The sequence below is a fragment of the Nocardiopsis deserti genome, from assembly GCF_008638355.1.
Classification (GTDB): domain Bacteria; phylum Actinomycetota; class Actinomycetes; order Streptosporangiales; family Streptosporangiaceae; genus Nocardiopsis; species Nocardiopsis alborubida.
In genome coordinates, this window is record NZ_VWVS01000023.1 from 1 (window position 1) to 23,600 (window position 23,600).

A 23,600-nucleotide genomic window follows, 5' to 3' on the forward strand; every position below is an offset into this window, starting at 1 on the left:
GTGGGGCTGCCGCGCAACCCCGAGACCGGGCTCTACCACGACTCGGACCTGGGCATGGACGTGGACTACGACCCGGTCACCGGCCTGGCCACCAACCCGGTGACCGGTGAGACCTACGACCCCAAGGGTTCCTGGTAGAGAATCGCTTCAGGTAGTCAATACCTTCAGGTGGTTTGTGCACTCCTCTGCCGCGCTCAATAGTTCGGCAAGTACTGCATCAGGTAGCGTCTCTTCCCCGAGCGCGGAGTCCTGAACGAGTTTTTGCAGGTGCTCCCGTTGCTCGGGGGCCAGGGCACGCCCGGTTTCCTGGGCCAGTAGCTCGCGGGCGACGTGAGCGTCCCGGGTCGTGGCCGCTTTACCGATCAAGGCCTCGGTGACCTTCTCCTGCTTGGTGAAGCCAGCGGACAGGGCAATGACGCATGTCCCAGCCTGGACCCGGAAGTTCTCAGGACCACCCGAAGAGGCCATGTAGCAGTCCGCCATCATCGACACGGCCTGTTCGGTATTTCGGTGTGCTCGGGACAGGCAGAGCACCCTCAGCACAGAGGCGACCATGTTCTCCCATGGCTCTTGGGCTTCGGTCTGTTCGATCACGGCCAGAGCCTGATCGTGTTCTCCTGCGGCGCTGTGCGCGAGGACCGCGATCTGCCGACCGTCGAGCAGGCGGGACCCGACACCGTTGTGGCGGCGAACGTGGTCGAAGGCCTCTGGCCACCGTCCCGCCGAGGCCAGGGCGCGGGTGCCATCGCTGAGCAGCACCGTCCACAGCCAGCGGACGATCTCCTGGTGCTCGTCCTGTCCGCGGGTCAGCCCAGCGAAGTCCACCTCCAGATTCTCGGCCGTGATGGCAGCGGAAGTCCGCGCCGCTTCGAAGAGCGTCGTGAACAGACTGTGGGCTCGGTCGGCTGATCCGGCGCGGGTGTGGAGACGTCCGAGGTTGATCAGGGGCTGCAAGGCGAGCTTGGCGGTAGGGACGTCGAAGCTCTGCGAGTTGGAGAAGAAGACGCGGGCTTGGCGTAGACACAGGTCCCGTGCGAGGTCGGGCATGCCGCAGTCGCTCGCCATCAAGGCGGCCAGGTTCAATGCGGCGGCCGCGGTGTCCGCCGATCCCGAGCGGGCGCGGATCTGCTCCAGGCGCTTACTCACCGGGGGGCAGACTGGTTTGGTGCGTGGTACCAGAGGGAGGAACCGGGCGACCCGGTCAAAAGGCTGGGGGTCATGCTTTGCGTCCTTTCGTGCGGGTCGCCCGATGACCGAGAGTCAGGCAGCCGCGTGGTTCACCAGCTGATGGTGAAGCTGGTGTCGGGTTTGACCACACGCACGCCGGCCGGAAGTTCCTCGGGTGAGGTGGTGGTGGGGTGTGCGGTGACGGTCGGGTGTGCGGGCATGGTCTGGGCCCACCGCTGTAGCAACGCGGTGAGGTGTGCGGCCACGGCGCTGGCGTCGGGGCCGTGTGCGACGACACCGATTTCCTCGGTCTTCGTGGTGGTGTTGTCGAGTTCTCGCAGTACCAGGTAGGCCAGTCTGCCCCTGCCGTCGTGCAGGCAGGCGCCCGCCCACCGTGGTGTCGGGTCGATGCCGTTCTCCCGCGCTCGTGGGGTGACGGACAGGCGGCCGAAGTGGGTGTCGTGGGTGGCCAACCACAGGTCCAGGTGGGCGACCTGTCTTGTTCCGGTTGTGGTGGAGGCTCTCAATCCTGGGAAGGATGAGAGACATGCCAGCACCGAGGAAGTACCCGCCTGAGCTGCGCGAACGAGCGATCCGGATGACAGTGGAGGCTCGCAGGGACGCGGCCACACGCGACGGGGCCATCGCCCGTACCGCCGACCAGCTCGGCGTCAACCGCGAAACGCTGCGCAACTGGGTCGCCCAGGCCGAGGTCGACGCTGGCCACCGGCCCGGCACCACCACCGACCAGGCCCAGCGCCTGGCCGAGCTCGAGCGCGAGAACCGCGAACTCAAGCGGGCCAACGCGATCTTAAAGTCCGCGTCGGCTTTCTTCGCGTCAGTACCACAATGAGGACCACCCCGGCGGGGTTGGCTCGTTTTTTCGCTGCCCCGCACTGCGGTGGCCTGTCCGCGATGTGCCGCCCCGCCGGGCCTGCTTCGGGGTTCGCGGGCGTGGCCTGATAGGAGCCTGCCTGCTCGACCTGCCCGACTGAGGCGTGCCCGCCCGCGAGTCCCGTCGCTGTCGCTAGGAATCGACAGGTGGGAGGCTGACAATGGCGGTGGTCGGGATCGACGCGCACAAGGACTGGCACACACTCGTCGCGGTCGACGACGTCGGTAAGAGGCTGGCCGAGCTGACCGTCCAAGCCCGAGCCAAGGGACACCAGGAGATCCTGGCCTGGCTCGCCCAGTTCGAAGACGTCCAGGTCGCAGTCGAGGACTGTCGGCACCTGACGCGCCGACTCGAAGCAGACCTGCTGGACGCCGGGCACAAGGTCGTGCGGGTCCATACCCGTTTGATGGCCGGCATGCGCCGAGGCGGCCGTCGGCCGGGCAAGTCCGACCCGATCGATGCCGAGGCCGTGGCTCGGGTCGCCCTGCGCGAGGATGGTCTTCCCACCGCCGAGCTCCCTGGCCCGATGCGGGAGGTGAAACTGCTGTCCGATCACCGCCGCTCCCTGGTCGCCCGCCGCACCGCGCTGCAGGCCAAGGTCCGCTGGTTCCTCCACGAGATTGACCCCGACCTGCATGTCCCCTCCCGAGGTCTGCGCCGCTACCACCTCCTCGAAGAGCTGCTCGGGTTCCTCGAGCAGCGCCAGGGCGTGATCGTCGAGATCGCCCGGGATCTGCTCCAGGACATCACCTCGCTCACCCAGCGGATCAACGACATCGAACGGCGTCTGGGAAAGCTCGTGCGGGCTTCTCATTCGACCCTCGTGGAGGTGCCCGGGCTGGGTGTGCTCGGGGCCGCGACGATCATTGGTGAGACCGCCAGTGTTCGCCGGTTCACGGGCAAGGACGCCTACGCACGGTTCAACGGGACCGCTCCGATCCCAGTCTGGTCGGGCAACAAGGTGCGCGTGCGGCTCTCGCGCGGAGGCAATCGCAGGATCAACACCGCCCTGCACATGGCAGCGGTTACCCAGGTCCGCCTGGGCAAAGAAGGCTCTGCCTACTACGACAAGCTCATAGCCCGAGGGAAGACGAAGACTGAAGCGCTGCGGCTGCTGCGACGGCGGTTGTCCGACCGGGTGTTCTCCGCGATGCGCGCTGACGAACACCGTGGTACCAAGGCCGCAACAGCCAGGCCGGGCTCCGAAGCTGCTGTAGCGGGACCGACCGTCACTGAGCTTCGATCAGCAGCCTAATGGGGCCGGGTTGACATAGGAGCATCGCGGAGCTCGACCGCCCACACACCAGGTAGTGGCCTACATCGACCTGTACCGCCAGGAGTTCGGGGTCGAGCCGATCTGCCACGTGCTGCAGGTCGCCGCGGCCACCTACTACGCGGCCAAGACCCGGGCCCCGTCACTGCGCTCACGCACCGATGAGGCCACCACCGCCAAGATCCGGCAGGTGCACGCCGACAACTACGCCGTGTACGGGGTGCGCAAAGTCCACGCCGAACTGAACCGGCAGGGCCACCGGGTGGCCCGCTGCACCGTCCACCGGCTCATGCGCCGGGCCGGTTTGCGGGGCATCACCCGAGCCAAGAACCCGCGCACCACCGTCCCGGGTACGGCCCCGGGACCGGACATGCGCCCGGACCTGGTGGAACGCTCCTTCACCGCGGACGCTCCGAACCGGTTGTGGGTCGCCGACATCACCTATATCCGCACCTTCGCCGGATGGGTCTACGCGGCGTTCGTGATCGATGTGTTCTCCCGCCGCGTGGTGGGTTGGCAGGTGTCACGGTCGTTGCGCACCGACCTGGCCCTGGACGCGTTGGAGATGGCGGTGTGGAACCGGGCCCACGTCGGGCGGCGCATCGACGGCCTGGTCCACCACTCCGACCGGGGCGTGCAGTACCTCGCGGTGCGCTACACCCAGCGCCTGGCCGAGGCGGGGGCGGTGGCCTCGGTCGGCACTACCGGCGATTCTTACGACAACGCCTTGGCCGAGGCGTTCCACTCTTTGTTCAAGGCTGAGTTGGTCCGCAACCGGGGCCCGTGGAAGAACCTGGACGAGGTGGAGATCGCGGTGGCTGAGTACGTGGACTGGTTCAACCACCGCCGTCTGCACGGGGAGATCGGCCTGGTCCCGCCGGCGGAGTTCGAAGACGACTTCTACCAGCGGGGTTCTGCTTCAACACAGGGTGAAGCGTTGGTTCCGAGCCTCCAATAAAACCGGAACAAGACAGTGGCACCGGCCGTGCTGACCTTGCTCCAAGACGCCGGCTGGTTCGTCGATACCGCCCCGGGCCTGGCCCGCCGGGTCCAGGTCACCCTGGACGGCGGGCAGGTCCCCTCCATCGTCGCCGCGATGCCCCAGATGCTGCCGTGGATGCGCGCCTTCGACCAGCTTGTCTTCTCGTGCGATCCCACACCTGCGGAGGGGGACGCCAACGCGGCCGCGGGGCTTGCCCCCGGTATCGCCGATCACCTGTGGCAGGGCCCTGGCCACCACCGCGCGACGATCCACGGAACCCTTGTCGAGTGGTCCTTGGACGCTTTGGGATGGCTGGCCGCGTTCCTGGCCGAGGCCGGCGCGCAGCACGGTGTCCGAACACCGCTGATGCTCACCATCCGCGTCCAGTGATGGCTCGCCACTTGCCGGGTAGCCCCGTGGAGAAGTTGTTGGAGGACCTGGTGCGCAACCTCGGAGCACCGGCACGACGCTGCCCCACCGCAGTCGAGCACCAGCACAAAACCGGACCCGCACCCACCAGGGTGCAGGGCCGTCGTGGCGTATTGAGGTCTTGCCCGCGTCAGGCGTTGGCGGCCGCGGCGTTTAAGGACGGTGTGGACACGGCACCCCGCCGAGGGCGCACAGCGGGCCAAGGGGTAGCGGAGGTCTTTCGGCGCTCTCCGAGCCCGCTCTGGCCGCACTGGTAAGAGCAGTTACCGGAGGTCAGAACCGGGTGGACCGGCACGAACCACGTGGCGCGGGTGGACCACTCCACATGGCCGGATTGGTCCACCTCCTGACCTGCGAAAATAACAGGCCATTGCCCCTTTCCGGCTTACTTGGTTCGCCCCCCGTCTGGTCGTCGGCGGCCAGCTACTGTTCGAGGCGGATGTCGGCCTCGCGCTCGACGAAAGTCCATTCCTCGGTCGCTCGGAGCATGGCGACCAGTTCGTCGAACTCAGCCTCGTCGGCGGGAGCGAACTCGAACCACGTCAGGAAATCGAACGGCTCGCCGAGGTCCCGGCTGTGGTGGAGTCGGCGTGCCACGGCCGGCAGGTACTTCAGGCCGATGGCGATGTGGTGGGAGTGTTCCTCAACGATCTCCCGCCGCTCGTCTTGCGACAGCGCCCACCACGCCTGCGATTTCCTGATGGGGATGAGGGCGGCACGGGTGGCCTCGCGCCGCCCGAGGCGCGGCGAACGAGCCGCCAGCTCGTCGTGCTCCCGCCTCTGGACGTACCTCTCGTGACTGACCACGCCTTGCAGCGCCCAGCTCACTCCCTCAGGAGCGGCCCGCTCCCCTTCGAGGACTGCGACACGCTCGACCGTCGGAAGAGGCGCCCCCTGGACCACGGAAATACCGCGCACGCGCCAAGCGCCCTCGTGGCCTCCTGCGAACACGACCGGAAGAATTGACATGCTCCCAACAGTAAGGGGCGACCGGCCACCGACCTCCAAGCAGCAGCGGCGGGCAATGGTGGAAGCCCCTGCCCGCAGCACCTCGGCCGAACTCAGCCGGGGACGGCCGATCTGCACCCCGACGAGCGCGGCCCACCGGGCCAGCTCCGCGCACTGGGCCGTGTCCAGGTCCAACGTCATCCGCGTTCGGTCCCCGCTCATGATCAGGATGTGCCCGGGCACGGAAACCCATGGTCAGGGCCTCGCCGGAGGCGCGCCCTCGCCCTCGTCGTGGTCCTGCTCGCTTTGGTGGCGGTCGGCCGCCGACTGGGCACGGGCATCGAATCCGGAGCGGGCCGAGGAGTTGTCGGGCTTCCTGGCCGCGGCGTCCTTGTCCATCTCGGTGTGCCTGCCCGTGGCCTCTACCTACCCCGCAGACACCCCCGATGACCTGGCCATTGCCGCTTTCCGGCGTACTTGGTTCACCCCCCCATCCTGGAGCAATCCTCCTCACCCTCCGAAACTGCGGTGGGCCGCAGTTTCGAGCGCGGCGGCCGCCGACTGCGGTCCTGCGCACGTGCGCGGACGACTGCGCAACACCGCAGCTCTTCGGCGCGGTCGTCGTGGCCACCGTCCGACTGGCCGCGACAGGGCGCTGACCTGTGCAGGCGCAAAACTGCGGAGGACCGCAGTCTCACCGGCCGGGCTCGGTCCACCGGCCCATGACCGGCCACAACTCCCCCGGGTCGACCGCAGGAGTGAACCCGGACGCGGCCAGCCACGCCACCCGGCCCGCGACGCCGGGGCTTCGTCGGGGACGGCGAACACCCACTCCAGACCCGTCTCGCGGGCGGTGGCGGTGAACGCGCCCAGGAGCGCGCGCCCGACCCCGGCCCGGCGGGCGGCGGGGTCGACGACGACGGCCTGGACGTAGCCGTGCGGCGGCCGCACCGGGGCGCCGGGCCCGGGGTAAGGGGGCAGACCAAGTAAGGCCGAAAGGGGCAACGGCCCCGCTCGTCCGTGATGTGAGCCCGTGCTGGGTTGCGGTTCGGTGAAACCCCCACTCCCCTGAACGGCCCATGGGTACCGTGTCCGCGACCCCTGGCCCCCGTTCTGGAGAGGGCCGCCGGTGACCTCGATCGAGCGCACGGCCTACCCGCAGTTCAAGAAGCTGACCTCAGCGCGGACGCTGCGCGAAGACGCACCGCGCGGGTCCCTGTGTGCGTGGCGGGCGTCGGCGCGGGAATAGACCCCCCATGACCACGCACCCCCTTCGCACCCCCACGGCGGCTCTGGCCCTGACGGTCGCACTGGCCGCCTGCGGCGCACAGCAGACCCCCGCACCCGAACCCGAGACCACACAGTCGCCCTCCCCCTCTCCCACCGGCCCCTCGCAAGAGGAGCTGCAGCAGCAGGAGATCGACACCGTCTCGGCGTGCGTTCACGGCCACCTGTCCGATCGTTCCTACACGATGGCCGAGAGGGACTGGGAGGAGGCCGAGCCCGGCGTGGACGGCGACGGCCTGGCGGAGACCTTGCTGGCCTTCGGCGACAGCTACGCCTGGTCGGCCCAGCTGTTGCTGGACACGGCGCTGTCCGAGGCCCGCGAGGCGGTGGCCGACCAGACCGACAATGAGGGCCTGGTCGCCGCGCTGACCCAGTGGTGCATCGACACCGGGGTCATCGACGCCGAGGGCGAGCCGATCGACCCGCCGCCGGGGTACGAGCCCCCCGCCGACACCGAGTGAGCCTTCGTGTGGGGGGGGCGGACAAGATACGCCGGAAAGGGGCAATGGCCTGGCGTTCTCGCAGGTCAGAAGGTAGGATAATCCGGCTGTTCGGAGTGGTCTAGCGAGCCGGCGTGTTTTGTGCCGGTAGCGACCTGTTCTGACCTCCGATAACTGCTCTTGCCAGTGCGGTCAGACCGTTCCCGGGCACCGCCGGAGGGCCTTCGTTACCCCTTTGCGGCGTACTTGGTTCGCCCCCCGGGTAGGCGCCGTCGAACGTGCCCGCGAGCCACCCCAGCGGGCGGCCGCTGTCCTCGGCCGCGACCAGGAGCACGTCGCCGTCTCGGCCATACGCGTACGGCCCCCAGCTGACCGATCCGACCCCTGGCGGGTGAACACCGGCCTGTTCCGCTGGACCGGCCAGCACTGGGAACCCCTCCAGGCCGACCTGGACGACTTCGTCGCCTGGGCCCTGGAGGAGCGCGTGGTGCCCCGGCGCTTCACTCCACCCCGCAGGTACTGGGTCGGCGGCTGGACAGCGCCGCACTACCTGGCCCACGCCGCCCGTCGCACGAGGTGACAGCGGGCTTCAAGATCATTCCTTAGCGCTCAATCCATCAGCATTACCGGCGTGACCCCGTGTAGCAGCGTGGACAGGCCGGGTTCTCCACCTCGGCGGGGGCGTTCCAGGTGGGGCGGCAGTACCAGCGGCGGCACCGCCACGGTTCGGTCGCGGGGGCGTAGTCGTCGGTGGACAGCGGCGCGGTGTGCCCGCAGGCCGGGCAGGTCCATTCGTGCGGGGTGGTCTCGGCGCCGTGGGTGCGGGTCACCGCCAGATGCAGACGCATGAGGACCGGCGCGGGCTCACCCCGCTGTTCTCCTCGAACATGAACCCCTACGGCGACATCCGCCTGAACATGGGCAACCGTCTGGCCCTGGGCGGCTGAGACCGACCCCCGGAGAAAGGACGTGATGTGGTGAAGCGGTGGGGGCAGTACACCATGGCGGTGTTCGTGTGCTTCGAGAGCAGCGACGCGGCCCCTATCCAACAAACGTATTTGCGCCGAGGGCCAAGCGCTCAGGTCGCGTTCGTGTCCGGGGACTGCTCGGACATCCGGTCACGCACCTCGGTCAGGGTGGCGATCAGCTGGTCCAGGTAGGGGCGGTCCTGATTGTCATGCAGGTGCAGGGTCACTCCAGGCGCCACGTCGACCAGGGCCAGGGCCAAAAGCTCGGGGTTGTCCTCGCGCCAGAACACCTTGACGTCTTCGGTGGCGGGAGAGGAGATGGACAGCTGCTTGACGGTGACGTCGGTGGTGATCGAGGTGGTGCTCACTGGATGCTCTCCTCATGGGTCACAGAATTAGGTGTGCAGGTCGGGCCGGGCCCGAGTCCCACAGTGTGTCCGCGAGGACTCCAAAGCCAACGGCGCGGCCCCGGCCGCGGAGGCCGCACCGCGCCTTCAGCTGGGTGCGCCGCCGGCGCGCAGCTCCTCGTTGATGCGCTGGGCCTCCTCCAGCTGGTCCTCCAAGATGATGATCCGGCACGCGGACTCGATCGCGGTGCCCTCGTCTACGAGTTCGCGCGCCCGGGTGGCGATCTTGAGCTGGTAGCGGGAGTAGCGGCGGTGGCCACCCTCCGAGCGCAGGGGCTCGATCAGTTTGGCCTGGCCCAGGGCGCGCAGGAACGCCGGCGTGGCGCCGATCATCTCCGCGGCGGTGCCCACGGTATAGGCGGGGTAGTCGTCATCGTCGAACCGGTCGCCGGTCTGGGGACGGGACAAGTACGTGTCTTCTCTCTCCTGGACGCAGGTCGAGGGCCCCAGCGCCATGTCGCGCTGGGGCCCGAGAGTTCAATACCACCTACCGGCTACTGCCGGCCTTCCGCTGCCCGACGTCAAGCTGGGTCGGGATCGCGGGGATCGCGGTTGTGTGACCGTGGACCACCTTCTTCCAAACCAGGGCCCTGCGGTACCCGAGCGGAACTTCCCCTCGCTCGGGCGATCCTGATGGCATCTACTCCTCTCGATCTCACTTCGTGCACTACTTTCCGACTGCGGTCCTACCGGCTCCCGGCACCGTACAACCGTGCGCCGGTCGAGCCCTACCGCGTCCTTCGTCCTGCGCGGCATCCCCCATGTGGGCGGAACACCGGTCCTGCGTTACTGCGGGTACTGCTCAACTTCTGCGGCCCCCGGTGTGGTGAAGCACTGCGCACCGGCCGAGCCGACCTGCTGTCCTACCGGCCTCCGGTGTCTTGAAGCACGTGCACACCGTCAAGCCGACCTGCTTCCTGCTCCGGCATCCCCCATGTGGGCGGAACACCGGTCCTGCGTTACTGCGGTCCTACCGGCTCCCGGCACTGTACAACCAAGCGCGCCGGTCGAGCCGTCCTGCTGTCCTACCGGCCTCCGGTGTCTTGAAGCACGTGCACACCGTCAAGCCGACCTGCTTCCTGCTCCGGCATCCCCCATGTGGGCGGAACACCGGTCCTGCGTTACTGCGGTCCTACCGGCTCCCGGCACTGTACAACCAAGCGCGCCGGTCGAGCCGTCCTGCTTTCCACCGGCGTATCCGGTGGTCCAGCCGTGTGTCTCTGTGGCTACGACAGGAAATGTAGCAGTGCGAGAAGGCCATGTCTACTCCGACCGTTGCAAGTTTCCCAGGGTTGTGAGGGAGGGTTTTCTTCACTGGGGATGTTCAGCAGCAGGAGGGTGGGCTGCCCCAGTCGTACTCCTGCGGTTCGGTGTCCTTCTGGGCGGCCTTGACCTCACCGCCCGCGGCGGCCAGGCTCACCCCGCTCCCCGCGGGCGATCGCGTGCAGGGGCGCCGTCTACGCCTGGGTCGAGGTCGGCGGGGGCGAGCACGGGTTCCGCCCCGCCGACGACGACCGCAACCCGCGCGCGAGAGGGTCCGGGTCTGGTCACCGGTCCACGGTGAGTCCCTCCACGGCCCGCGCCTTGTCGGCCTCGGTGGGCAGGGCGTAGCGGCGGGTGGTGTTGATGTCGGCGTGCCCCATCAGCTCGGCAACCGTGACCAGGTCGACCGGCTCGCGCGCCAGCTCACCGCGGCCGCGCACCAGGTCGGTGCCGAAGGTGTGGCGCAGCACGTGCGGCCCGAACGCCTCGCCGTCATCGTCCGGGCCGATCCCCGCCGCTGCGCCCAGCGCGGTGACCGCCGCGGCGGCCGCCCGGGTCGACAGCCGGCCCTCGTCGCGGTTGCGCACCAGCGGCCCCGACGAAGGGCGGCCGAGCTCGTCCAGCAGCCGCTCCAGCGAGGAGCGCACCTCCGCGTGCAGCGGCACCGAGCGGTCCTTGCCGCCCAACCGCCCCTTGCCGCGCACCCGCACCGTGCCCTTGCGCGCCGACAGCCGGACATCGGCCACGTCCAGGGCGACGATCTCGGCCACCCGCAACCCGGCGTAGTAGGCCAGGTGGCAGATCACCCGGTCCCGCACCGAGGCCTCCCGGCCCACGGTCCGCAGGAACCGCAGCTTGGCCCGCGCCTCCAGCGCACGCGGGGCGCTGGGACGGGCCAGGTGCTCGCGGACCACGGCCGGACGTCCCGAGCCGCGCAGGGCGAAGAAGGCGTCGATGGCGGCGAGCCGGTTGTTGATGGTGGCCGCCGATAGGCGAGCGCCCGAGCGGGTGCGGAAGTTCTTCAAGCTGCGCCGGTAGTCGCGCACCGCCCAGTCCCGGGCATTCGGATCGGTGAACGGATCGCCGTCCAGGGCGCCGGCCTCATGGGCTTCGGCGAGCCAGACGAAGAAGTGCGCGGTGTTGCGCCGGTACTTGTCGCGGGTGGCTGCGCCCAGGTCGGTGGAGGCGGCCATCTTCTCCGTGAAGGCCCGGTGTTCGCCCGCCAGGTTGCCGGGCAGCGCCACGGTTCGGCGTGGCCGCCCAGTGCGTGTGTTTCCAGAAGTCGAATCGGTGGCCTGTTCATCGGCGGAGTCTGTGTTTCCAGAAGTCACCCCCGCAGTCTACTTCCAGGAATGCTCGTTTCCAGAAGTAAGACACCTGCCACGAATCCCGATTAAGTTACTCGCGGTTTACTTGGCACCTGATGACACGCTTCTTACCGACACCCCGACTTTGGACACACGACGGCCCCCGCGCAATGCAGCGTTGCGCGGGGGCCGTCGTGACTGGAACGTGACCTCGGGCGGGGTCTACCGCCAAATCCTGTAGCAATCCGCCTCGACTCCCGCCCAGGCTGGGCGTTCAAGGGCAGGGCCGGACACGAGGAAGGGCTGCTTCCCTCGATGAAGAAGCGGTCCCCGCCTCATGGAAGTGGGGACCGCGTGCTGGGTGTCAGCGTTCGTCAGCCACGGGGCTCTTGAGAATGCTCGACAGGCGGTACACCGGCTCCAGCGGCGAGGGCGTCCACCGCGACGCCCGCGCGAACTCGGGAAACCGGTCATTGATCACCGGCATGGTGAACCAATCCAGAAGCTCCCCTTCTTTTTCGTCTATTGGCCAGGTGAAGTGCGTCAAGAAGTTCTCATGGTCGCCCCTGTCGGCTTGGAAGGGTGCCGACTCGAACACTCCCTGACCGCGCACCGACCATACGATCGGCACAGCGTCGTCCTCCAGCCACTGCGGCCGGTGCGCTCTGAGGTGGTTGACATACCCGTCGAGCTGTCCCCAGGCATCGTGTGACCGTAGCCAGCCAAAGGCGAGGTGTGGACGCCTGGCCGAATCTGGTCACCCTCTGCACCAGAACCAGGTTGTGCGGCCCTGACATCTTCGTTCTGTCGACCACGAAGATGGATTCTGACACTGATCTGGTGGTTCTCTCACCAAGGGTTACGGAAGGCTGTGCGCTTGCGCTACGTGAGTTCTTCGAAGGTTGAGGAGGCGCATCTGCATCTGCTCCGTTCGCGTCACTACCCGTTACACACAAGGTCAGTGCCAGAACCGAGAGGGCTTTGCGTACGCATCGTCTGCCGCCACGTGAGCGAAATCAGGCCTTTCGGTCCTCTTGACGGGTAGAGGCGTTCGATACGGGCCGACCACGTGATGAGAACACCCACTCCGCAACCACGATTGCGGTTGCTGCTGCTGGACGGCAGCCCCGGAGCCGCAGCATTGCTCCTCCTGTCTGCTCACCGGGCACTGCCTCCCTTCGACGCGGTGCTCGTCCCCGACACCGGGTGGTACCCGGCCGCCGGATACCGAGCCCTGAACCGCCTGCGCGGTGTCGCCTCCGAGGCCGGCATGGGCTGGGAACCGGTCAAGACCGCACCGATCGCCCACCGCACCCTCAGCCCCCGCGGCTCCGTGCCGCTGCTCCCCCTGTTCACCCTCCACCCCGACGGAACCCCGGGACGGCTTCCCCAAGGGTGCGCACGCAGCACCGCGACGGCCCTGACCCAGCGCATCCGCCACCTGCTCGGATACCCCCGCACCACCCCGATCCCCGACGGCATCGTGGCCCACTGCGCCACAGGAACGGGCGCCGACCACGCTCAGCCCGGGCCTGTCGCCGGTCCCCCGTTCGTGCGCTTGCACCGGCCCCTGGTCGACATCGGCTGGAGCGAGCAGGACTGCCGAGCGCTGCTGTTCCACCACGGCCTCGACCCGAACCCGGACCTGTCCTGCACGGCATGCCCCCACCGCTCCAACCGCTCCTGGGCGAGCCTGAGGCAAACGGAGCCGGACGTGTTCGCCGACGCGGTCGCGGTGGACACCCTCATCCGGCACGGCCACCCTCAGACGGCAACGCACGGCATGCCGCCCGGCACCACCTTCTTCCTCCACCCCTCCCGGACCCCACTGGACCAGGTCGACCTGAGCGCCGACACCGATGCCGCGCCGGACGGGTGCGTGCCGTGGGCATGCCACGGCCCTGCCACCGGCGGCACAGTGGACGGAGACGGCATCCGATGACCGCGACCCTGCTGCCGAACCAGCTCGCCGCCCCTGACCCCGCTGCGGTCACGATCGGTTCCCTGTGCACCGGCTACGCCGGGCTCGACATGGGCGTGGCCGCGGCGCTGAACGGCAACGCCCGGCTGCTCTGGACAGCCGACAACGACCCCCACGTCACCCGGTTGCTCACGCACCGGCTCCCCGACACCCCCAACCTCGGAAACCTGGCAACGGTGCATTGGGCGTCGTTGGAGACTCCTCAGGTGCTCACCGCCGGGTTTCCCTGTCAGGACGTCAGTGCAGCCAGCCGCGGCGCAGGAATCGAGAAAGGAACACGCTCTGGTGTCTGGCACCACGTCATGGACGCCGTTCGCCACCTACGACCTCGCCTGCTCGTGCTGGAGAACGTGGCCGCCCTGAGCTGGAAAGGCCGAGGACTCGACCGCGTACTCGCGGACCTGGCCCGCGCGGGGTATGACGCGAGCTGGTGTTGCGTACGCGCCTCCGAAGTCGGCGCGTGCCACCGCCGCGAACGCGTCTTCGTTGTTGCCCACCCCGTGCGCCAGCGACGGCCACCGAGGCTCCTGCGGTCCGCATCAGCGCACGCGACAGAAGCGGCAGGTGCGGGTCGGCGATGTGCTGTGCCACCCGCCCCACACCCCCGCCTGCGCACGCACCCGCACCGCGTACACCACGAGCCGCACCCGCGCCCCCGAGCGTTTGCTGCCCACACCCCTGGCCAGCGACGGCACCAAAGGCAGTCCTGGGCAGAGGGATTCACGCGGGCGCCCCACACTGCCCTCCGCGGCCATCGCTACCCACACCGGCGACCCCACCCCGAAGCCGTAGCGGCGCCGTTCGCGTACGCATGGGGTGAATACGAACCCGCCATCCGACGGTGGGAGAAGGTGCTCGGCAGAGCGGCACCTCCGCCCACCGAACCCGGCACCCGGGGACAGCCCCGGCTGAGTGCCGCCCTGGTCGAGTGGATGATGGGCCTGCCCGAAGGCTGGGTCACCGACCCTGACCTCGCCCTGCCGCGCACCGCACAGCTCCAGGCGCTCGGCAACGGGGTGGTGCCGCAGCAGGCGCACGCTGCCGTGCGGCACCTGCTCACTGAGACCGCTCTCACCGACACAGAACCGGGCGGGGAGGGGTGTCGGTGAACCGGGACGCCTCCACACCAGGCGGCATGCCGCACCAGGGCAGCGGCACCGAACGGCAAGACGTAGAGCGCTACCGCGAAAGCGTTTCCCGCCAGAGGAAACGCCACTACCGTGCGGGTTGCGAGGAGCGCGGCCGACCGGGGCTGGAGGTCTTCACTCCCGCGGAGGCCGCCGCACTGCTCAAGGTCCCCGAGTCCTGGCTGCGCAAGCGCGCCTCCGCGCGCCAGGTGCCCTGCACCTTCATCGGCAAGCACCTGCGCTTCAGCTCCAGCGACCTGGAGCAGATCATCCGCGACGGCCACCGCGACCCCGTCACCCCACGCGCTCGCCGCACCATCACCTGAAGCACACCCGAGGAGGGGGAGTACGCATGGCGTACGCAGAACGCCGGGGCAGGACCTGGCGCGTGAAGTACAAGAAACCCAACGGCGTCTGGACCTCGGAGTCGGGGTTCGCTACCAAGGAAGCGGCTCTGGCCTGGGGCCGCGACCAGGAGACTGACATCCGCCGCCACACCTGGATCGACCCCGCCCAAGCCGAGGTCCGCTTCGGCGTCTTCGCCGAGGAGGTCTTCGACGTCGCCCGGCTGGCGGGCAACACCCGGGCCAAGTACCGCTCCTATCTGGACCGCCACATCCTGCCCCAGTGGGAGGACTGGCCCCTGGGCGCGGTCTTCAACGACTACCTGGAGATCGAACGCTGGGTGAGGGACCTGCACGAGGAGCTGGCCGAGCCCTCGGTGGCGTCGATCTTCGCCTACTTCTCCCGGCTGCTGGAGGTCGCGGTCAAGGCCCGCAGGATCCCCGCCAACCCCGCCCGCGGTGTCCGGGTGACCAGCGGCGAGTACGAGGCCGAACGGCAGGTGGCCACCCCTGCCCAGTTCCTGCGGGCGGCCCTGCGGCTGCACGAGACCTTCGGCCGGGCGGGGTTCGTGCTGGCGCTGATGAACGGCTACACCGGCGCCCGCTGGTCGGAGCTGGTCGCTCTGAGGCCGCACGACTACGACGAGATCAACCACGCCGTCCCGGTGCGCACACCGCTGCGCGAGGTCGGCGGGAGACTGGAGAGGGCCCCCAGCCCCAAGACCCCGGCGGGTAAGCGGTGGATCCAGCTCCCTCCGTTCCTGGACGCCCTCTACACGGAGCTGATCGAGGACTGCGCCGAGGACTACCTCTTCAGCGGGCCCCGGGGCGGTCTGCTGCGGCGGGGCAACTTCAGGGCCCGGTTCTGGCGGCCCGCGTGGGACGGCGACCCTCGCAGCGGTGAGGCCCGGTGGCGGCGGCCGCTGCTGCCGGGGTTCACGTTCAACGAGGGCCGTCACACGCACCGCACGTGGCTGGCCGAGGATGAGATCCCGGAGGTGGCGCGTGCGGCCAGGTTGGGGCACCGGGTGCCGGGGATGGCCCGGGTCTACGAGCACGTGACCCCGCAGATGAGGCGGCGTGTACTCAGCGTGCTGGAGGCCCGGTGGCGGGGGAGCGTGACGGCCCTCACGGCCCGGGAGCGCGAGTGGCTCTTCGCCGTGGCGCCGACGCTCGAAGAGCACTACCGTGGAAACAGCGAAAGCGGGCTCCGACAGGAACCCGCTTCGAAGACGATCTCCCAGATATCTCCCAGTCTGGGCTGACCGGTCTTCACTCACATGTCATATAAACCCTCTGACCTGCGGTGATGCTGGTGGGCGATACAGGATTCGAACCTGTGACCTCTACCGTGTCAAGGTAGCGCTCTAACCAACTGAGCTAACCGCCCGCGTGTAGCGATGGGGAGGTGGAGACGGGATTCGAACCCGTGTAGACGGCTTTGCAGGCCGCTGCCTCGCCTCTCGGCCACTCCACCGAGTTGCACGTAAGGCGCCGGGGCACCTCGCGTCTCCTCCGAGCGGACGACGGGATTCGAACCCGCGACCCTCACCTTGGCAAGGTGATGCTCTACCAGCTGAGCCACGTCCGCTTGCTGCCTGGCGCCTGGCCCGTGGGCCCCGCCGTGCTGCTGATAAGAACTCTAGCGGAAAGTCGGCAGACGGCAAATCGGCGCTGGGAGGGGCCGGTTCGGCGCTCCCAGCGCGGGTAGGCGGCCGTGCGGGCGGGGGCGCGCAGGGACGCTCAGCGCAGACGTTAACGTCCGCGTCATGCGCCCGGGTGGACAATGGGGGACACCGGCGTGACGAGGGGGAGACGGATATGGGCGCGGGCGGTTGCACCGGGGGACACGGCGGGCACCGGTCGTGGCCGCGGGCGCGTGAGGCCGCCCGGCTGCTGGGCGGCGGCAGGCCCACGGCCTCGCGCGAGCTTTCCCTGGAGGACGCCCTGGGCGCCGTTCTCGCCGCGGACCTGCACGCACTGACGGGTCTGCCCGCCTTCGACGCCTCGGCCATGGACGGCTTCGCGGTGTCGGGCCCGGGGCCCTGGCGGCTGGTCGGCAGGCAGCTCGCCGGAGCGGCGGAGGCGCCCGTGGGCCTGCGCCCGGGCGAGGCCGTCGAGATCGCCACCGGCGCCCGTGTGCCCAAGGACACGGAGTGCGTTCTGCCCTACGAGCTGGCCGCCGTCCGGGACGGGACGGTGGACGGGCCCGCGGAGGCGGGCCGCCACGTGCGCTGGGCGGGGGAGGAGACCGCCCCCGGTGAGACCGTGCTCGAACGGGGAGCGGTGATCGGCCCCGCCGCGCTGGGCCTGGCCGCCAGTCTGGGCCACGACACCCTGCCCGTGCTGCGTCCCCGGGTGACGGTTCTGGTCACCGGTGAGGAGATCAGCACATCGGGGCTGCCCGGCGACGGCAGCGTGCGCGACGCCATCGGTCCGGCGCTGCCCGGAGTCGTCGAGCGCGCGGGCGGCCGGATCGAGTCCCTGCGCCACCTGGGCGACGAGCGTCGGCCGCTGCTCGACGCGCTGGCGGACGCGGACGGCGACGTGGTCGCGGTGTGCGGTTCCTCGTCCCGGGGCCCGGCCGACCACCTGCGTTCGGTCCTGGAGGAGCTGGGCGCCGAGGTCGCGGTCGACGGGGTCGCCTGCCGTCCGGGCCATCCGCAACTGCTCGCGCACACCGACCGGACCGTGTTCGTGGGCCTTCCCGGCAACCCCGGGGCCGCCCTGGTCGCCGCGGCCACCCTGCTGGTCCCCCTGCTGGCCGCCATGAGCGGCCGCCCGGACCCCGGAACGGGGTTGGCCCGGGCCGTCCTGGAGGGTGCCGTCACGGCCCATCCCCGGGACACCAGGCTGGTCGCGGTGCGTCTGGACGGCGGTCGGGCGCACCCGGTCGGCCACGACCGCCCGGGCAGCCTGCGCGGAGCCGCCCTGGCCGACGCCTACGCGGTGGTGCCGCCGGGCTGGGACGGCGCCGAGGTGGAGCTGCTCCGCGTCCCCTGAGACCGCCCTCGGGGGTTTCGCCTCCCCGCCCTCATGGCCTCGCCCTCCCTGGCGTCCTGCGCGCAGGGGCGGGCGCTCGCGGTCCTTGCGGGCGGTTCCGCGCCCGTTCCTCAGCGCGGTCCGGTCCAGGGGTCCTCGCGCCTCCACGGGGAGGGGAAGCGCACCGGGACGCCCTGTTCGGCGGCGATCCGGTCGAGGACGCCCATGGTGGCGTCGAGGTCGTCACCGAGGTGGGGCAGCGCGCGCAGGGGCCTGTCGAGCGGCCGGAAGAAGTCGTCCCAGTGGACGAGGACGATCCGGCGCGCGCCCACCGCCTCGACCGTCTCCCTCCAGTAGGACCGGACGTAGTCCTCCCCGCGCAGGCCCAGCTGGCCGACGCCGAGGTAGACCACCTCGGCCGCGTACCCGTCCGGCCGGGGACAGGACCCGGACACGCGTCGGGCCCCGGAGGGCGTCGCCTCCGGGGCCCGGACCTTCGCGTGCTAGCTGCCGGACCGCTCCTGTCGCGGTGCGGCCGCGGCGTTCCCGGCCGTCGGGTCGGCGGCCACCGGCCCCGGCTTCTCCCCGGAACCCTCGACCGCCTCGACACCTCGGCTCTCCTCGGTGCCCGCGGTCTCAGCGGCAACCGTGGTCCCCGCGGTCCCGGCGGTACCCGCGGCCTCGACCGTCTCCTCCACGGCCCCCTCGGCGGGGCCCTCCACCGGCTCCACCGCCGGGTTGCCCCGACCGCGCAGCAGCACCCACGCCTGCGCGGCGGCCGACAGGACGATCACCACGGCGATGACGCTGGTCAGGTGCATGCCGTCGGTGAACGCCGTCCGCGCGGCCCCCATCAGCGCGTCTCCCGCGGCGCCGCCCACCTCGGCGGCGGCGTTCGAGGCCCCGCCCAGGGTCTCCCGGGCGGCGTCCACGGCCCCCGAGGGCACACCCTCCACGGCGGTCAGGTTCGTCCGGTAGGACGCGGTCAGCACGCTGCCCAGCAGCGCGACGCCCAGCGCCGCGCCCAGCTCGTAGGCGGTCTCGGAGATCGCCGAGGCCGCGCCCGCGCGCTGGGGCGGGGCCGCCGACATGATCGCGCCGTTGGTCAGCGTCTCGGCGAACCCCGAGCCGGTGGCGATCAGCGCGAAGCCCGCCGTCACGAGCACCACACCGGTCACCACGTTCCCCTCCGGCGCGAACACCAGGACCGCGAACCCCGTCGCGGTCACCAGCAGGGACCCGCCGACCACCGTGGCCAGGCTCAGCTGGCGCGACAGCCGCACCGCCACCAGTCCCGCCAGTACCGACAGCACCAGGCCGGGCACCAGCACGAAACCGGCCCGCATCGGCGAGATGCCCAGCACCAGCTGGAGGTACTGCGTCAGGAAGAACAGCGACGACACCAGCGAGAACACGATCATCAGGTTGGTGGCCACCGCCACGCTGAACACGCGGTACCGGAACAGGCCCACGTCGATCAGCGGGTCGTCGAGCGCCTTCTGGCGCCGGACGAACAGGTAGCCCAGGCCCAGGCCGACCAGCAGGGACACGACCGGGACGACCGCCAGGCCCTCGGTGGCCAGGTTCTTGACGCCGTACACGACGGGCAGGATCGCGGCCATGGACAGGACCACGCTCAGCGGGTCCAGGCGTCCCGCGCCGGGGTCGCGCGACTCGCGCACCAGCAGCGGGACCAGCACCAGGATCAGCGCCATCACCGGCAGGTTGATCAGGAACACCGAGCCCCAGAAGAAGTGCTCCAGGAGCCAGCCGCCCAGGATCGGGCCGAGCGCCGCACCACCGGAGAACCCCGACGCCCACAGGGCGATGGCCAGCAGGCGCTGGCGCGGGTCCAGGAAGATGTTGCGCAGCAGCGACAGGGTCGAGGGCATCAGCGAGGCGCCCGCCAGGCCGAGCAGGGCGCGGGCCGCGATGAGCACCTCGGCGCTGGGCGAGAACGCGGCGATCAGCGAGGCCGCGCCGAAGGCGGCCGAACCGATCATGAGCAGGCGCCGCCGACCGATGCGGTCGCCGAGCGAGCCCATGGTGATCAGCAGTCCGGCCAGGACGAAGCCGTAGACGTCGACGATCCACAGCAGCTGGCCGGCGTCGGGCCGCAGCTGCTCGCTGAGCGCGGGGACGGCGAATCCGAGCACGGTGGAGTCGACCGAGATCAGGATCACCGGAAGGACCAGGACGGCGAGCGCGATCCATTCGCGCGGACCCGCGAGGGCGGGCGCCGCACTGTCGCGGCCGCGCGCGCCGACGGTGCCGTTTCCGGTCTGGGCGGAACTCATCTTTCCTCGTTACGTGTCGCTCGTGTGCGCGCCGCACGGCGGTGAGGGCGCATGGGGACCGGCGGGATGCGGAGGGCGAACGGCCGGGTGGAAGGACGGGAAGTCTGGTCGACCGGGGCGTACTCCCGGGACTCTTCGACCGTCCAGACGGTACAGTACCGTCCGGCCGGTACAGTGTCAATCGTGAACGCTTCGAACACCCGCGACCGCATTCTCGACTCCCTGCAGGACATCCTCGTCGGGGAGGGTTATTCCGCGGTGACCCTGGAGGCCGTGGCCCGTGACGCCGGGGTCTCCAAGGGGGGACTGCTGTACCACTTCCCGTCCAAGGCCGCCATGCTCACCGGGCTCATCGAACGCCTGCGCGTGCTGGCCGAGGAGGAGTTCCGCGAGGCCGTGGAGGGGGAGGAGGGCGTGGTCCGCGTCTTCCTGCGCACCTCGCTGCCGCGCAGCCCCGAGGAACGGGAGCTGTACTGGGCGGTCATCGCGGCCCTGCGCGGCCAGGAGGACATGCCCGAGGAGGCCGTCCGCACGGTCCAGGGCCTCTTCAGCCGCTGGGGCGACCTGCTGCACGAGGAACTCACCGACCCGGTCCTGGCCGAGATCGTCCTGCGCGCGGGCGACGGGCTGTACATGGCGGCGATCGCCGGGCTGCCCCAGCCCGACCCGGTGCTGACGCAGCGGATGATCGACCGCCTGGTGGAGGCCTCCGACAAGGTGCGCCGCGAGCGCTGAGCGTTCGCGGGCCGACCCGGTTCAGACGCGGTACTCCAACATCTGGACCTCGGTGCCGCCCACGGGTACCCGCTCGACCGGGGTGAAACCCTGCCCCTCGTAGTAGCGCACCAGAGCGCCGTCCCCTCCCGCCCAGCAGTCCACCCGCACCAGCCCGACGCCGCGCTCGCGCGCCTGCCTGCGGACGAAGGAGAGCATCTTGCCGCCCACGTCGCGCCCGGTGTGGGTGCGCGCGACCAGCAGCAGGTGGACGTAGAGCTCGCGTTCGCGCACCCTCGGCGCGTAGCCGGGAGCCCGTTCGGTGGCGGCGAGGAACCCGGCCGTGCCGTCGCCGACCTCGGCCACCCACAGGCCCTCGGCGACCAGCTCCTTCACGCGCGCGACCCGCCGGGGATCCTGGGACCAGGGGCGATCACCCCACTGCGCGGAGCGTCCGCGTTCGACCAGCCACGCCACGGTGGCGTCGAAGGTCTCCAGCACCGCTGACAGGTCCTCTGGTCCGCCCTGGCGCAGCCTCAAGTGTCCGCCTCACATGTCGGGGAACAAACACGACCAATGCACGTTAACCGGTCGCCCGTCCGCCGGGCATCCGGGTTTTCCGGGAGAAGGGGGAAGACGTCGGCGGCGGGGAGGGAGAGACGGTTCCCGGGGCGGGGGCGTGGCACCCGAGACGGCGCTGCGGGACAATGGCGGGACCCCGCCGAGGGCGGGAAGAGGAGGTCAGGATGTGGCGCTGTTCACGTGCTTCCGATCATGGTTTACTTCCCAGTAACTTCGTTGCCGCAGCCGGTACCCGTGTTCGTGGGGTGCCCGCCCACCCCGCGAGGTGAAGTGTGCACTACCTCAAGGTGTGGGGCGCGCCGGGTCGACCGCGACAGCGCCCTCCACGAGACTGTTGCCGCCTCGCCGGGGTGTCCACGGGGTGAGAACACGCAGACGGGAAAGCGGGGGGCGCATGCACAGGCTCACCAACCAGGTAAGGCCTTACGCCTGGGGAGCGCGCACGGCCATCCCGCGGCTGCTGGGCGCAGAACCCGACGGCACGCCCCAGGCCGAACTGTGGCTGGGAGCCCACCACGGCGCCCCCAGCACGGCGCACTGCGAGGACGGTCCGCGCCTCCTGCCCGGCCTCATCGCCGAGAACCCCCGCCGTGTCCTGGGACGGCGCACCGCCGAGCGCTTCGGCGGGCGGCTGCCCTTCCTCCTCAAGGTCCTGGCCGCCGAGGCGCCCCTGTCCCTCCAGGTCCACCCCGACGCCGTCCGCGCCCGCGCCGGGTTCGAGGCCGAGGAACGCGCGGGCATCCCCCTGGACGCCCCGCACCGCAACTACCGCGATCCCCACCACAAGCCCGAACTCCTCCTCGCCCTGGAGCCCTTCGAGGCCCTGTGCGGCTTCCGCGAACCCGCCGCCGCCCACGCCGACCTGCGCGGGCTCACCTGCGAACTGGCCGTCGCGCTGCGCGGCGACCTCGCCCTGAGCGACGCCGGAACCGCCCTGCGCGGCGCACTCACCCGTCTGCTCACCCTCCCCGGGGACGAACGCGCCCGGCTCCTGGACGACTTCGTGCGCGAGTGGACGGGCTCCGGCCCGCGCGGATCCCACGGCGCCATCGTCGCCGACCTGGCCGACCGCTACCCCGGCGACCCCGGCGCGGTGGCCGCCCTGCTGCTCAACCGGGTCACGCTCTGGCCGGGCCAGGCCCTGTTCCTGCCAGCGGGCAACATGCACGCCTACCTCCAGGGCACCGCGGTCGAGGTGATGGCCAGCTCCGACAACGTGTTGCGCGCCGGGCTCACCGGCAAGCACGTGGACGCGCCCGAGCTGCTGGACGTGGTGGACTTCTCGGTGCTGCCCATCCCCTACGCCAGACCCGGGGTCTGCGAGGGGCGTCGGGAGTTCCGCACGGCCGCCCCGGAGTTCGCGCTGCACGAGATCGGCCCCGGCCGCATCACCGCCCACCTGCCGGGAGAGGGGCCGACCGTGCTGCTCGCCCTGCACGGGCAGGTGGAGCTGGTCGCCGAGGTCGGTCAGGGGATGACCCTCCAGCGCGGTGAGTCGGTGTTCGTGCAGGCCGACAGCGGGCCGATCAAGGTCGAGGGCCACGGCCACGTCATCGCCGCCACCGTCGGTGAGTCCTGAGTCCTGAGTCCCCAGGTCCGCTGAGATCCCAGACCTGAGACCTCAGACCTGAGGACCCAGACCCCCGTTCCGCGAACTGAGACCCCAGGCCCGAGAACTCAGACCTGAGGCCGGGTCAGGGCAGTGCGAGCGTGCCCCGGGCATCCGGTCGGGACGTCCGTTTTGCTCCGGGAGGTTCCCGCGCACCGATAGCCTGGGCCCCTCTGTTCACTGTGACCACACGAGGGGTACCACCATGGCGCTTGAGCGTCCCGAGATCGACTTCATCGGGGGCCCGCCCCCCGCCGAACTGGAGATCACCGACATCCAGGTCGGTGAAGGCGCCCAGGCGGGCCACGGCAGCACCGTCGAGGTGCACTACGTGGGCGTGGCCTTCTCCAGCGGCGAGGAGTTCGACGCCAGCTGGAACCGCGGCGCCCCGCTGAGCTTCCGCCTCGGCGCGCGCCAGGTCATCGCGGGCTGGGACCAGGGCGTCCTGGGCATGCGCGTGGGCGGCCGCCGCAAGCTGGTCATCCCGCCGCACCTGGCCTACGGCAAGCGCGGCGCCCCCGGTGCCATCGCGCCCGACGAGACCCTGATCTTCGTCTGCGACCTGGTCGGCGTCAGCTAGGACCTCCCCCGCGAGGGC

General features: G+C 70.3%; 26 protein-coding genes, 3 tRNA genes, 3 pseudogenes and 1 other annotated feature. Of the genes and pseudogenes, 16 read left to right on the top strand and 16 right to left on the bottom strand.

Annotated features, from left to right (window positions below; genetic code table 11):
- Positions 1-138 (top strand): annotated as a pseudogene (locus FYW99_RS26885) (undecaprenyl-diphosphate phosphatase); the annotation flags it as partial.
- 9 nt (positions 139-147) lie between these two features.
- On the opposite strand, the gene FYW99_RS26890 reads toward FYW99_RS26885, so the two are convergent.
- Together FYW99_RS26890 and FYW99_RS26895 are read right to left on the bottom strand one after the other, a co-directional pair.
- Positions 148-1,146: a hypothetical protein gene (locus tag FYW99_RS26890; RefSeq protein ID WP_150254820.1), complete on the bottom strand. Its 999-nt coding sequence runs from the start codon at positions 1,144-1,146 to the stop codon at positions 148-150.
- Positions 1,147-1,277: 131 nt separating this feature from the next.
- Positions 1,278-1,694 (bottom strand): class I SAM-dependent methyltransferase, encoded by a 417-nt coding sequence (locus FYW99_RS26895; protein WP_150254821.1) that lies wholly within the window; start codon positions 1,692-1,694, stop codon positions 1,278-1,280.
- 20 nt (positions 1,695-1,714) lie between these two features.
- Between FYW99_RS26895 and FYW99_RS26900 the strand changes: the two are divergent.
- The 4 genes and pseudogenes from FYW99_RS26900 to FYW99_RS26915 all read left to right on the top strand — a co-directional run.
- Positions 1,715-2,002: pseudogene (locus tag FYW99_RS26900) on the top strand (transposase); the annotation flags it as partial.
- Positions 2,003-2,222: 220 nt separating this feature from the next.
- Positions 2,223-3,317 (top strand): IS110 family RNA-guided transposase, encoded by a 1,095-nt coding sequence (locus tag FYW99_RS26905; protein ID WP_150254823.1) that lies wholly within the window; start codon positions 2,223-2,225, stop codon positions 3,315-3,317.
- Positions 3,318-3,337: 20 nt separating this feature from the next.
- Positions 3,338-3,444 (top strand) — a sequence feature (AL1L pseudoknot).
- The gene (locus FYW99_RS26910; protein ID WP_150254824.1) at positions 3,373-4,293 is read left to right on the top strand and encodes an IS3 family transposase; all 921 of its coding nucleotides are present in this window, start codon (positions 3,373-3,375) and stop codon (positions 4,291-4,293) included. It overlaps the preceding feature by 72 nt.
- Before the next feature lie 36 nt (positions 4,294-4,329).
- Complete coding sequence (locus tag FYW99_RS26915; protein WP_150254825.1) at positions 4,330-4,707, top strand: hypothetical protein; 378 nt, start codon at positions 4,330-4,332, stop codon at positions 4,705-4,707.
- 462 nt (positions 4,708-5,169) lie between these two features.
- Here FYW99_RS26915 and FYW99_RS26920 read toward each other — a convergent pair whose 3' ends face one another.
- The 3 genes from FYW99_RS26920 to FYW99_RS33115 all read right to left on the bottom strand — a co-directional run bounded on the left by FYW99_RS26920 (position 5,170) and on the right by FYW99_RS33115 (position 6,843).
- Positions 5,170-5,715 (bottom strand): chlorite dismutase family protein, encoded by a 546-nt coding sequence (locus FYW99_RS26920; protein WP_150254826.1) that lies wholly within the window; start codon positions 5,713-5,715, stop codon positions 5,170-5,172.
- 234 nt (positions 5,716-5,949) lie between these two features.
- Positions 5,950-6,093, bottom strand: a complete 144-nt coding sequence (locus tag FYW99_RS31985) for a hypothetical protein (protein WP_190394825.1) — start codon at positions 6,091-6,093, stop codon at positions 5,950-5,952.
- A 111-nt stretch (positions 6,094-6,204) separates the two neighbouring features.
- Positions 6,205-6,843 (bottom strand): GNAT family N-acetyltransferase, encoded by a 639-nt coding sequence (locus FYW99_RS33115; RefSeq protein WP_150254827.1) that lies wholly within the window; start codon positions 6,841-6,843, stop codon positions 6,205-6,207.
- Positions 6,844-6,950: 107 nt separating this feature from the next.
- Between FYW99_RS33115 and FYW99_RS26930 the strand changes: the two genes are divergently transcribed.
- Both FYW99_RS26930 and FYW99_RS26935 read left to right on the top strand, forming a co-directional pair.
- A complete protein-coding gene (locus tag FYW99_RS26930; RefSeq protein ID WP_150254828.1) occupies positions 6,951-7,442 on the top strand; it encodes a hypothetical protein in 492 nt (163 codons plus the stop codon).
- Between the two features lie 370 nt (positions 7,443-7,812).
- Entirely contained in the window at positions 7,813-8,001 is a 189-nt protein-coding gene (locus FYW99_RS26935) for a hypothetical protein (protein WP_150254829.1), read from the top strand.
- Positions 8,002-8,044: 43 nt separating this feature from the next.
- Here FYW99_RS26935 and FYW99_RS26940 read toward each other — a convergent pair whose 3' ends face one another.
- The 5 genes from FYW99_RS26940 to FYW99_RS26960 form a co-directional block, all read right to left on the bottom strand.
- The gene (locus FYW99_RS26940) at positions 8,045-8,251 is read right to left on the bottom strand and encodes a hypothetical protein (protein ID WP_150254830.1); all 207 of its coding nucleotides are present in this window, start codon (positions 8,249-8,251) and stop codon (positions 8,045-8,047) included.
- A 248-nt stretch (positions 8,252-8,499) separates the two neighbouring features.
- A complete protein-coding gene (locus FYW99_RS26945; protein ID WP_150254831.1) occupies positions 8,500-8,757 on the bottom strand; it encodes a hypothetical protein in 258 nt (85 codons plus the stop codon).
- Between the two features lie 126 nt (positions 8,758-8,883).
- Positions 8,884-9,204 (bottom strand): MerR family transcriptional regulator, encoded by a 321-nt coding sequence (locus FYW99_RS26950; protein WP_150254832.1) that lies wholly within the window; start codon positions 9,202-9,204, stop codon positions 8,884-8,886.
- Positions 9,205-10,343: 1,139 nt separating this feature from the next.
- Complete coding sequence (locus FYW99_RS26955; RefSeq protein WP_150254833.1) at positions 10,344-11,303, bottom strand: tyrosine-type recombinase/integrase; 960 nt, start codon at positions 11,301-11,303, stop codon at positions 10,344-10,346.
- A gap of 427 nt (positions 11,304-11,730) precedes the next feature.
- Positions 11,731-11,997, bottom strand: a complete 267-nt coding sequence (locus FYW99_RS26960; RefSeq protein ID WP_150254834.1) for a hypothetical protein — start codon at positions 11,995-11,997, stop codon at positions 11,731-11,733.
- Positions 11,998-12,438: 441 nt separating this feature from the next.
- Between FYW99_RS26960 and FYW99_RS26965 the strand changes: the two genes are divergently transcribed.
- The 5 genes and pseudogenes from FYW99_RS26965 to FYW99_RS26980 all read left to right on the top strand — a co-directional run bounded on the left by FYW99_RS26965 (position 12,439) and on the right by FYW99_RS26980 (position 16,083).
- Positions 12,439-13,308 (top strand): hypothetical protein, encoded by an 870-nt coding sequence (locus FYW99_RS26965; protein WP_223839623.1) that lies wholly within the window; start codon positions 12,439-12,441, stop codon positions 13,306-13,308.
- Positions 13,305-13,847: pseudogene (locus FYW99_RS32565) on the top strand (DNA cytosine methyltransferase); the annotation flags it as partial. The gene FYW99_RS26965 and the pseudogene FYW99_RS32565, both read left to right, overlap by 4 nt.
- A gap of 351 nt (positions 13,848-14,198) precedes the next feature.
- Positions 14,199-14,456: a hypothetical protein gene (locus FYW99_RS32570; protein WP_223839669.1), complete on the top strand. Its 258-nt coding sequence runs from the start codon at positions 14,199-14,201 to the stop codon at positions 14,454-14,456.
- Entirely contained in the window at positions 14,453-14,800 is a 348-nt protein-coding gene (locus FYW99_RS26975) for a helix-turn-helix domain-containing protein (RefSeq protein WP_223839645.1), read from the top strand. Before FYW99_RS32570 ends, FYW99_RS26975 begins: the two co-directional genes overlap by 4 nt.
- Before the next feature lie 26 nt (positions 14,801-14,826).
- The gene (locus FYW99_RS26980) at positions 14,827-16,083 is read left to right on the top strand and encodes a tyrosine-type recombinase/integrase (protein WP_223839647.1); all 1,257 of its coding nucleotides are present in this window, start codon (positions 14,827-14,829) and stop codon (positions 16,081-16,083) included.
- Positions 16,084-16,131: 48 nt separating this feature from the next.
- Here the strand turns inward: FYW99_RS26980 and FYW99_RS26985 are convergent.
- From FYW99_RS26985 to FYW99_RS26995, 3 genes are all read right to left on the bottom strand, one after another.
- A tRNA-Val gene (locus tag FYW99_RS26985) sits at positions 16,132-16,208 on the bottom strand.
- Positions 16,209-16,224: 16 nt separating this feature from the next.
- Positions 16,225-16,295: transfer RNA gene (locus FYW99_RS26990), tRNA-Cys, on the bottom strand.
- Positions 16,296-16,336: 41 nt separating this feature from the next.
- Positions 16,337-16,409 (bottom strand) — tRNA-Gly (locus FYW99_RS26995).
- A 230-nt stretch (positions 16,410-16,639) separates the two neighbouring features.
- Here FYW99_RS26995 and FYW99_RS27000 point away from each other — a divergent pair.
- A complete protein-coding gene (locus FYW99_RS27000) occupies positions 16,640-17,821 on the top strand; it encodes a molybdopterin molybdotransferase MoeA (protein ID WP_150254836.1) in 1,182 nt (393 codons plus the stop codon).
- Positions 17,822-17,931: 110 nt separating this feature from the next.
- Here the strand turns inward: FYW99_RS27000 and FYW99_RS27005 are convergent, their stop codons facing one another.
- Positions 17,932-18,255, bottom strand: a complete 324-nt coding sequence (locus FYW99_RS27005) for a hypothetical protein (RefSeq protein WP_223839649.1) — start codon at positions 18,253-18,255, stop codon at positions 17,932-17,934.
- A gap of 48 nt (positions 18,256-18,303) precedes the next feature.
- On the bottom strand, positions 18,304-20,097 hold the full coding sequence (locus FYW99_RS27010) for an MFS transporter (RefSeq protein WP_150254837.1): 1,794 nt from the start codon (positions 20,095-20,097) through the stop codon (positions 18,304-18,306).
- Positions 20,098-20,280: 183 nt separating this feature from the next.
- Between FYW99_RS27010 and FYW99_RS27015 the strand changes: the two genes are divergently transcribed.
- Positions 20,281-20,832 (top strand): TetR/AcrR family transcriptional regulator, encoded by a 552-nt coding sequence (locus FYW99_RS27015; protein ID WP_017566663.1) that lies wholly within the window; start codon positions 20,281-20,283, stop codon positions 20,830-20,832.
- 21 nt (positions 20,833-20,853) lie between these two features.
- On the opposite strand, the gene FYW99_RS27020 is transcribed toward FYW99_RS27015, so the two are convergent.
- Positions 20,854-21,351, bottom strand: a complete 498-nt coding sequence (locus tag FYW99_RS27020) for a GNAT family N-acetyltransferase (RefSeq protein ID WP_150254838.1) — start codon at positions 21,349-21,351, stop codon at positions 20,854-20,856.
- Between the two features lie 436 nt (positions 21,352-21,787).
- Between FYW99_RS27020 and manA the strand changes: the two genes are divergently transcribed.
- Complete coding sequence (gene manA / locus FYW99_RS27025) at positions 21,788-22,972, top strand: mannose-6-phosphate isomerase, class I (RefSeq protein ID WP_150254839.1); 1,185 nt, start codon at positions 21,788-21,790, stop codon at positions 22,970-22,972.
- Positions 22,973-23,207: 235 nt separating this feature from the next.
- The gene (locus FYW99_RS27030) at positions 23,208-23,582 is read left to right on the top strand and encodes an FKBP-type peptidyl-prolyl cis-trans isomerase (protein WP_150254840.1); all 375 of its coding nucleotides are present in this window, start codon (positions 23,208-23,210) and stop codon (positions 23,580-23,582) included.
- Positions 23,583-23,600: the final 18 nt, after the last annotated feature.

Excerpts from the sequence above, each read along its gene's own strand:
- FYW99_RS26905 (WP_150254823.1), top strand. The coding sequence starts at position 2,223 with ATGGCGGTGGTCGGGATCGACGCGCACAAGGACTGGCACACACTCGTC.
- FYW99_RS26920 (WP_150254826.1), bottom strand. The coding sequence starts at position 5,715 with ATGTCAATTCTTCCGGTCGTGTTCGCAGGAGGCCACGAGGGCGCTTGG.
- FYW99_RS31985 (WP_190394825.1), bottom strand. The coding sequence starts at position 6,093 with ATGGACAAGGACGCCGCGGCCAGGAAGCCCGACAACTCCTCGGCCCGC.
- FYW99_RS26930 (WP_150254828.1), top strand. The coding sequence starts at position 6,951 with ATGACCACGCACCCCCTTCGCACCCCCACGGCGGCTCTGGCCCTGACG.
- FYW99_RS26965 (WP_223839623.1), top strand. The coding sequence starts at position 12,439 with ATGAGAACACCCACTCCGCAACCACGATTGCGGTTGCTGCTGCTGGAC.
- FYW99_RS26980 (WP_223839647.1), top strand. The coding sequence starts at position 14,827 with ATGGCGTACGCAGAACGCCGGGGCAGGACCTGGCGCGTGAAGTACAAG.
- FYW99_RS27000 (WP_150254836.1), top strand. The coding sequence starts at position 16,640 with ATGGGCGCGGGCGGTTGCACCGGGGGACACGGCGGGCACCGGTCGTGG.
- FYW99_RS27010 (WP_150254837.1), bottom strand. The coding sequence starts at position 20,097 with ATGAGTTCCGCCCAGACCGGAAACGGCACCGTCGGCGCGCGCGGCCGC.
- manA (WP_150254839.1), top strand. The coding sequence starts at position 21,788 with ATGCACAGGCTCACCAACCAGGTAAGGCCTTACGCCTGGGGAGCGCGC.
- FYW99_RS27030 (WP_150254840.1), top strand. The coding sequence starts at position 23,208 with ATGGCGCTTGAGCGTCCCGAGATCGACTTCATCGGGGGCCCGCCCCCC.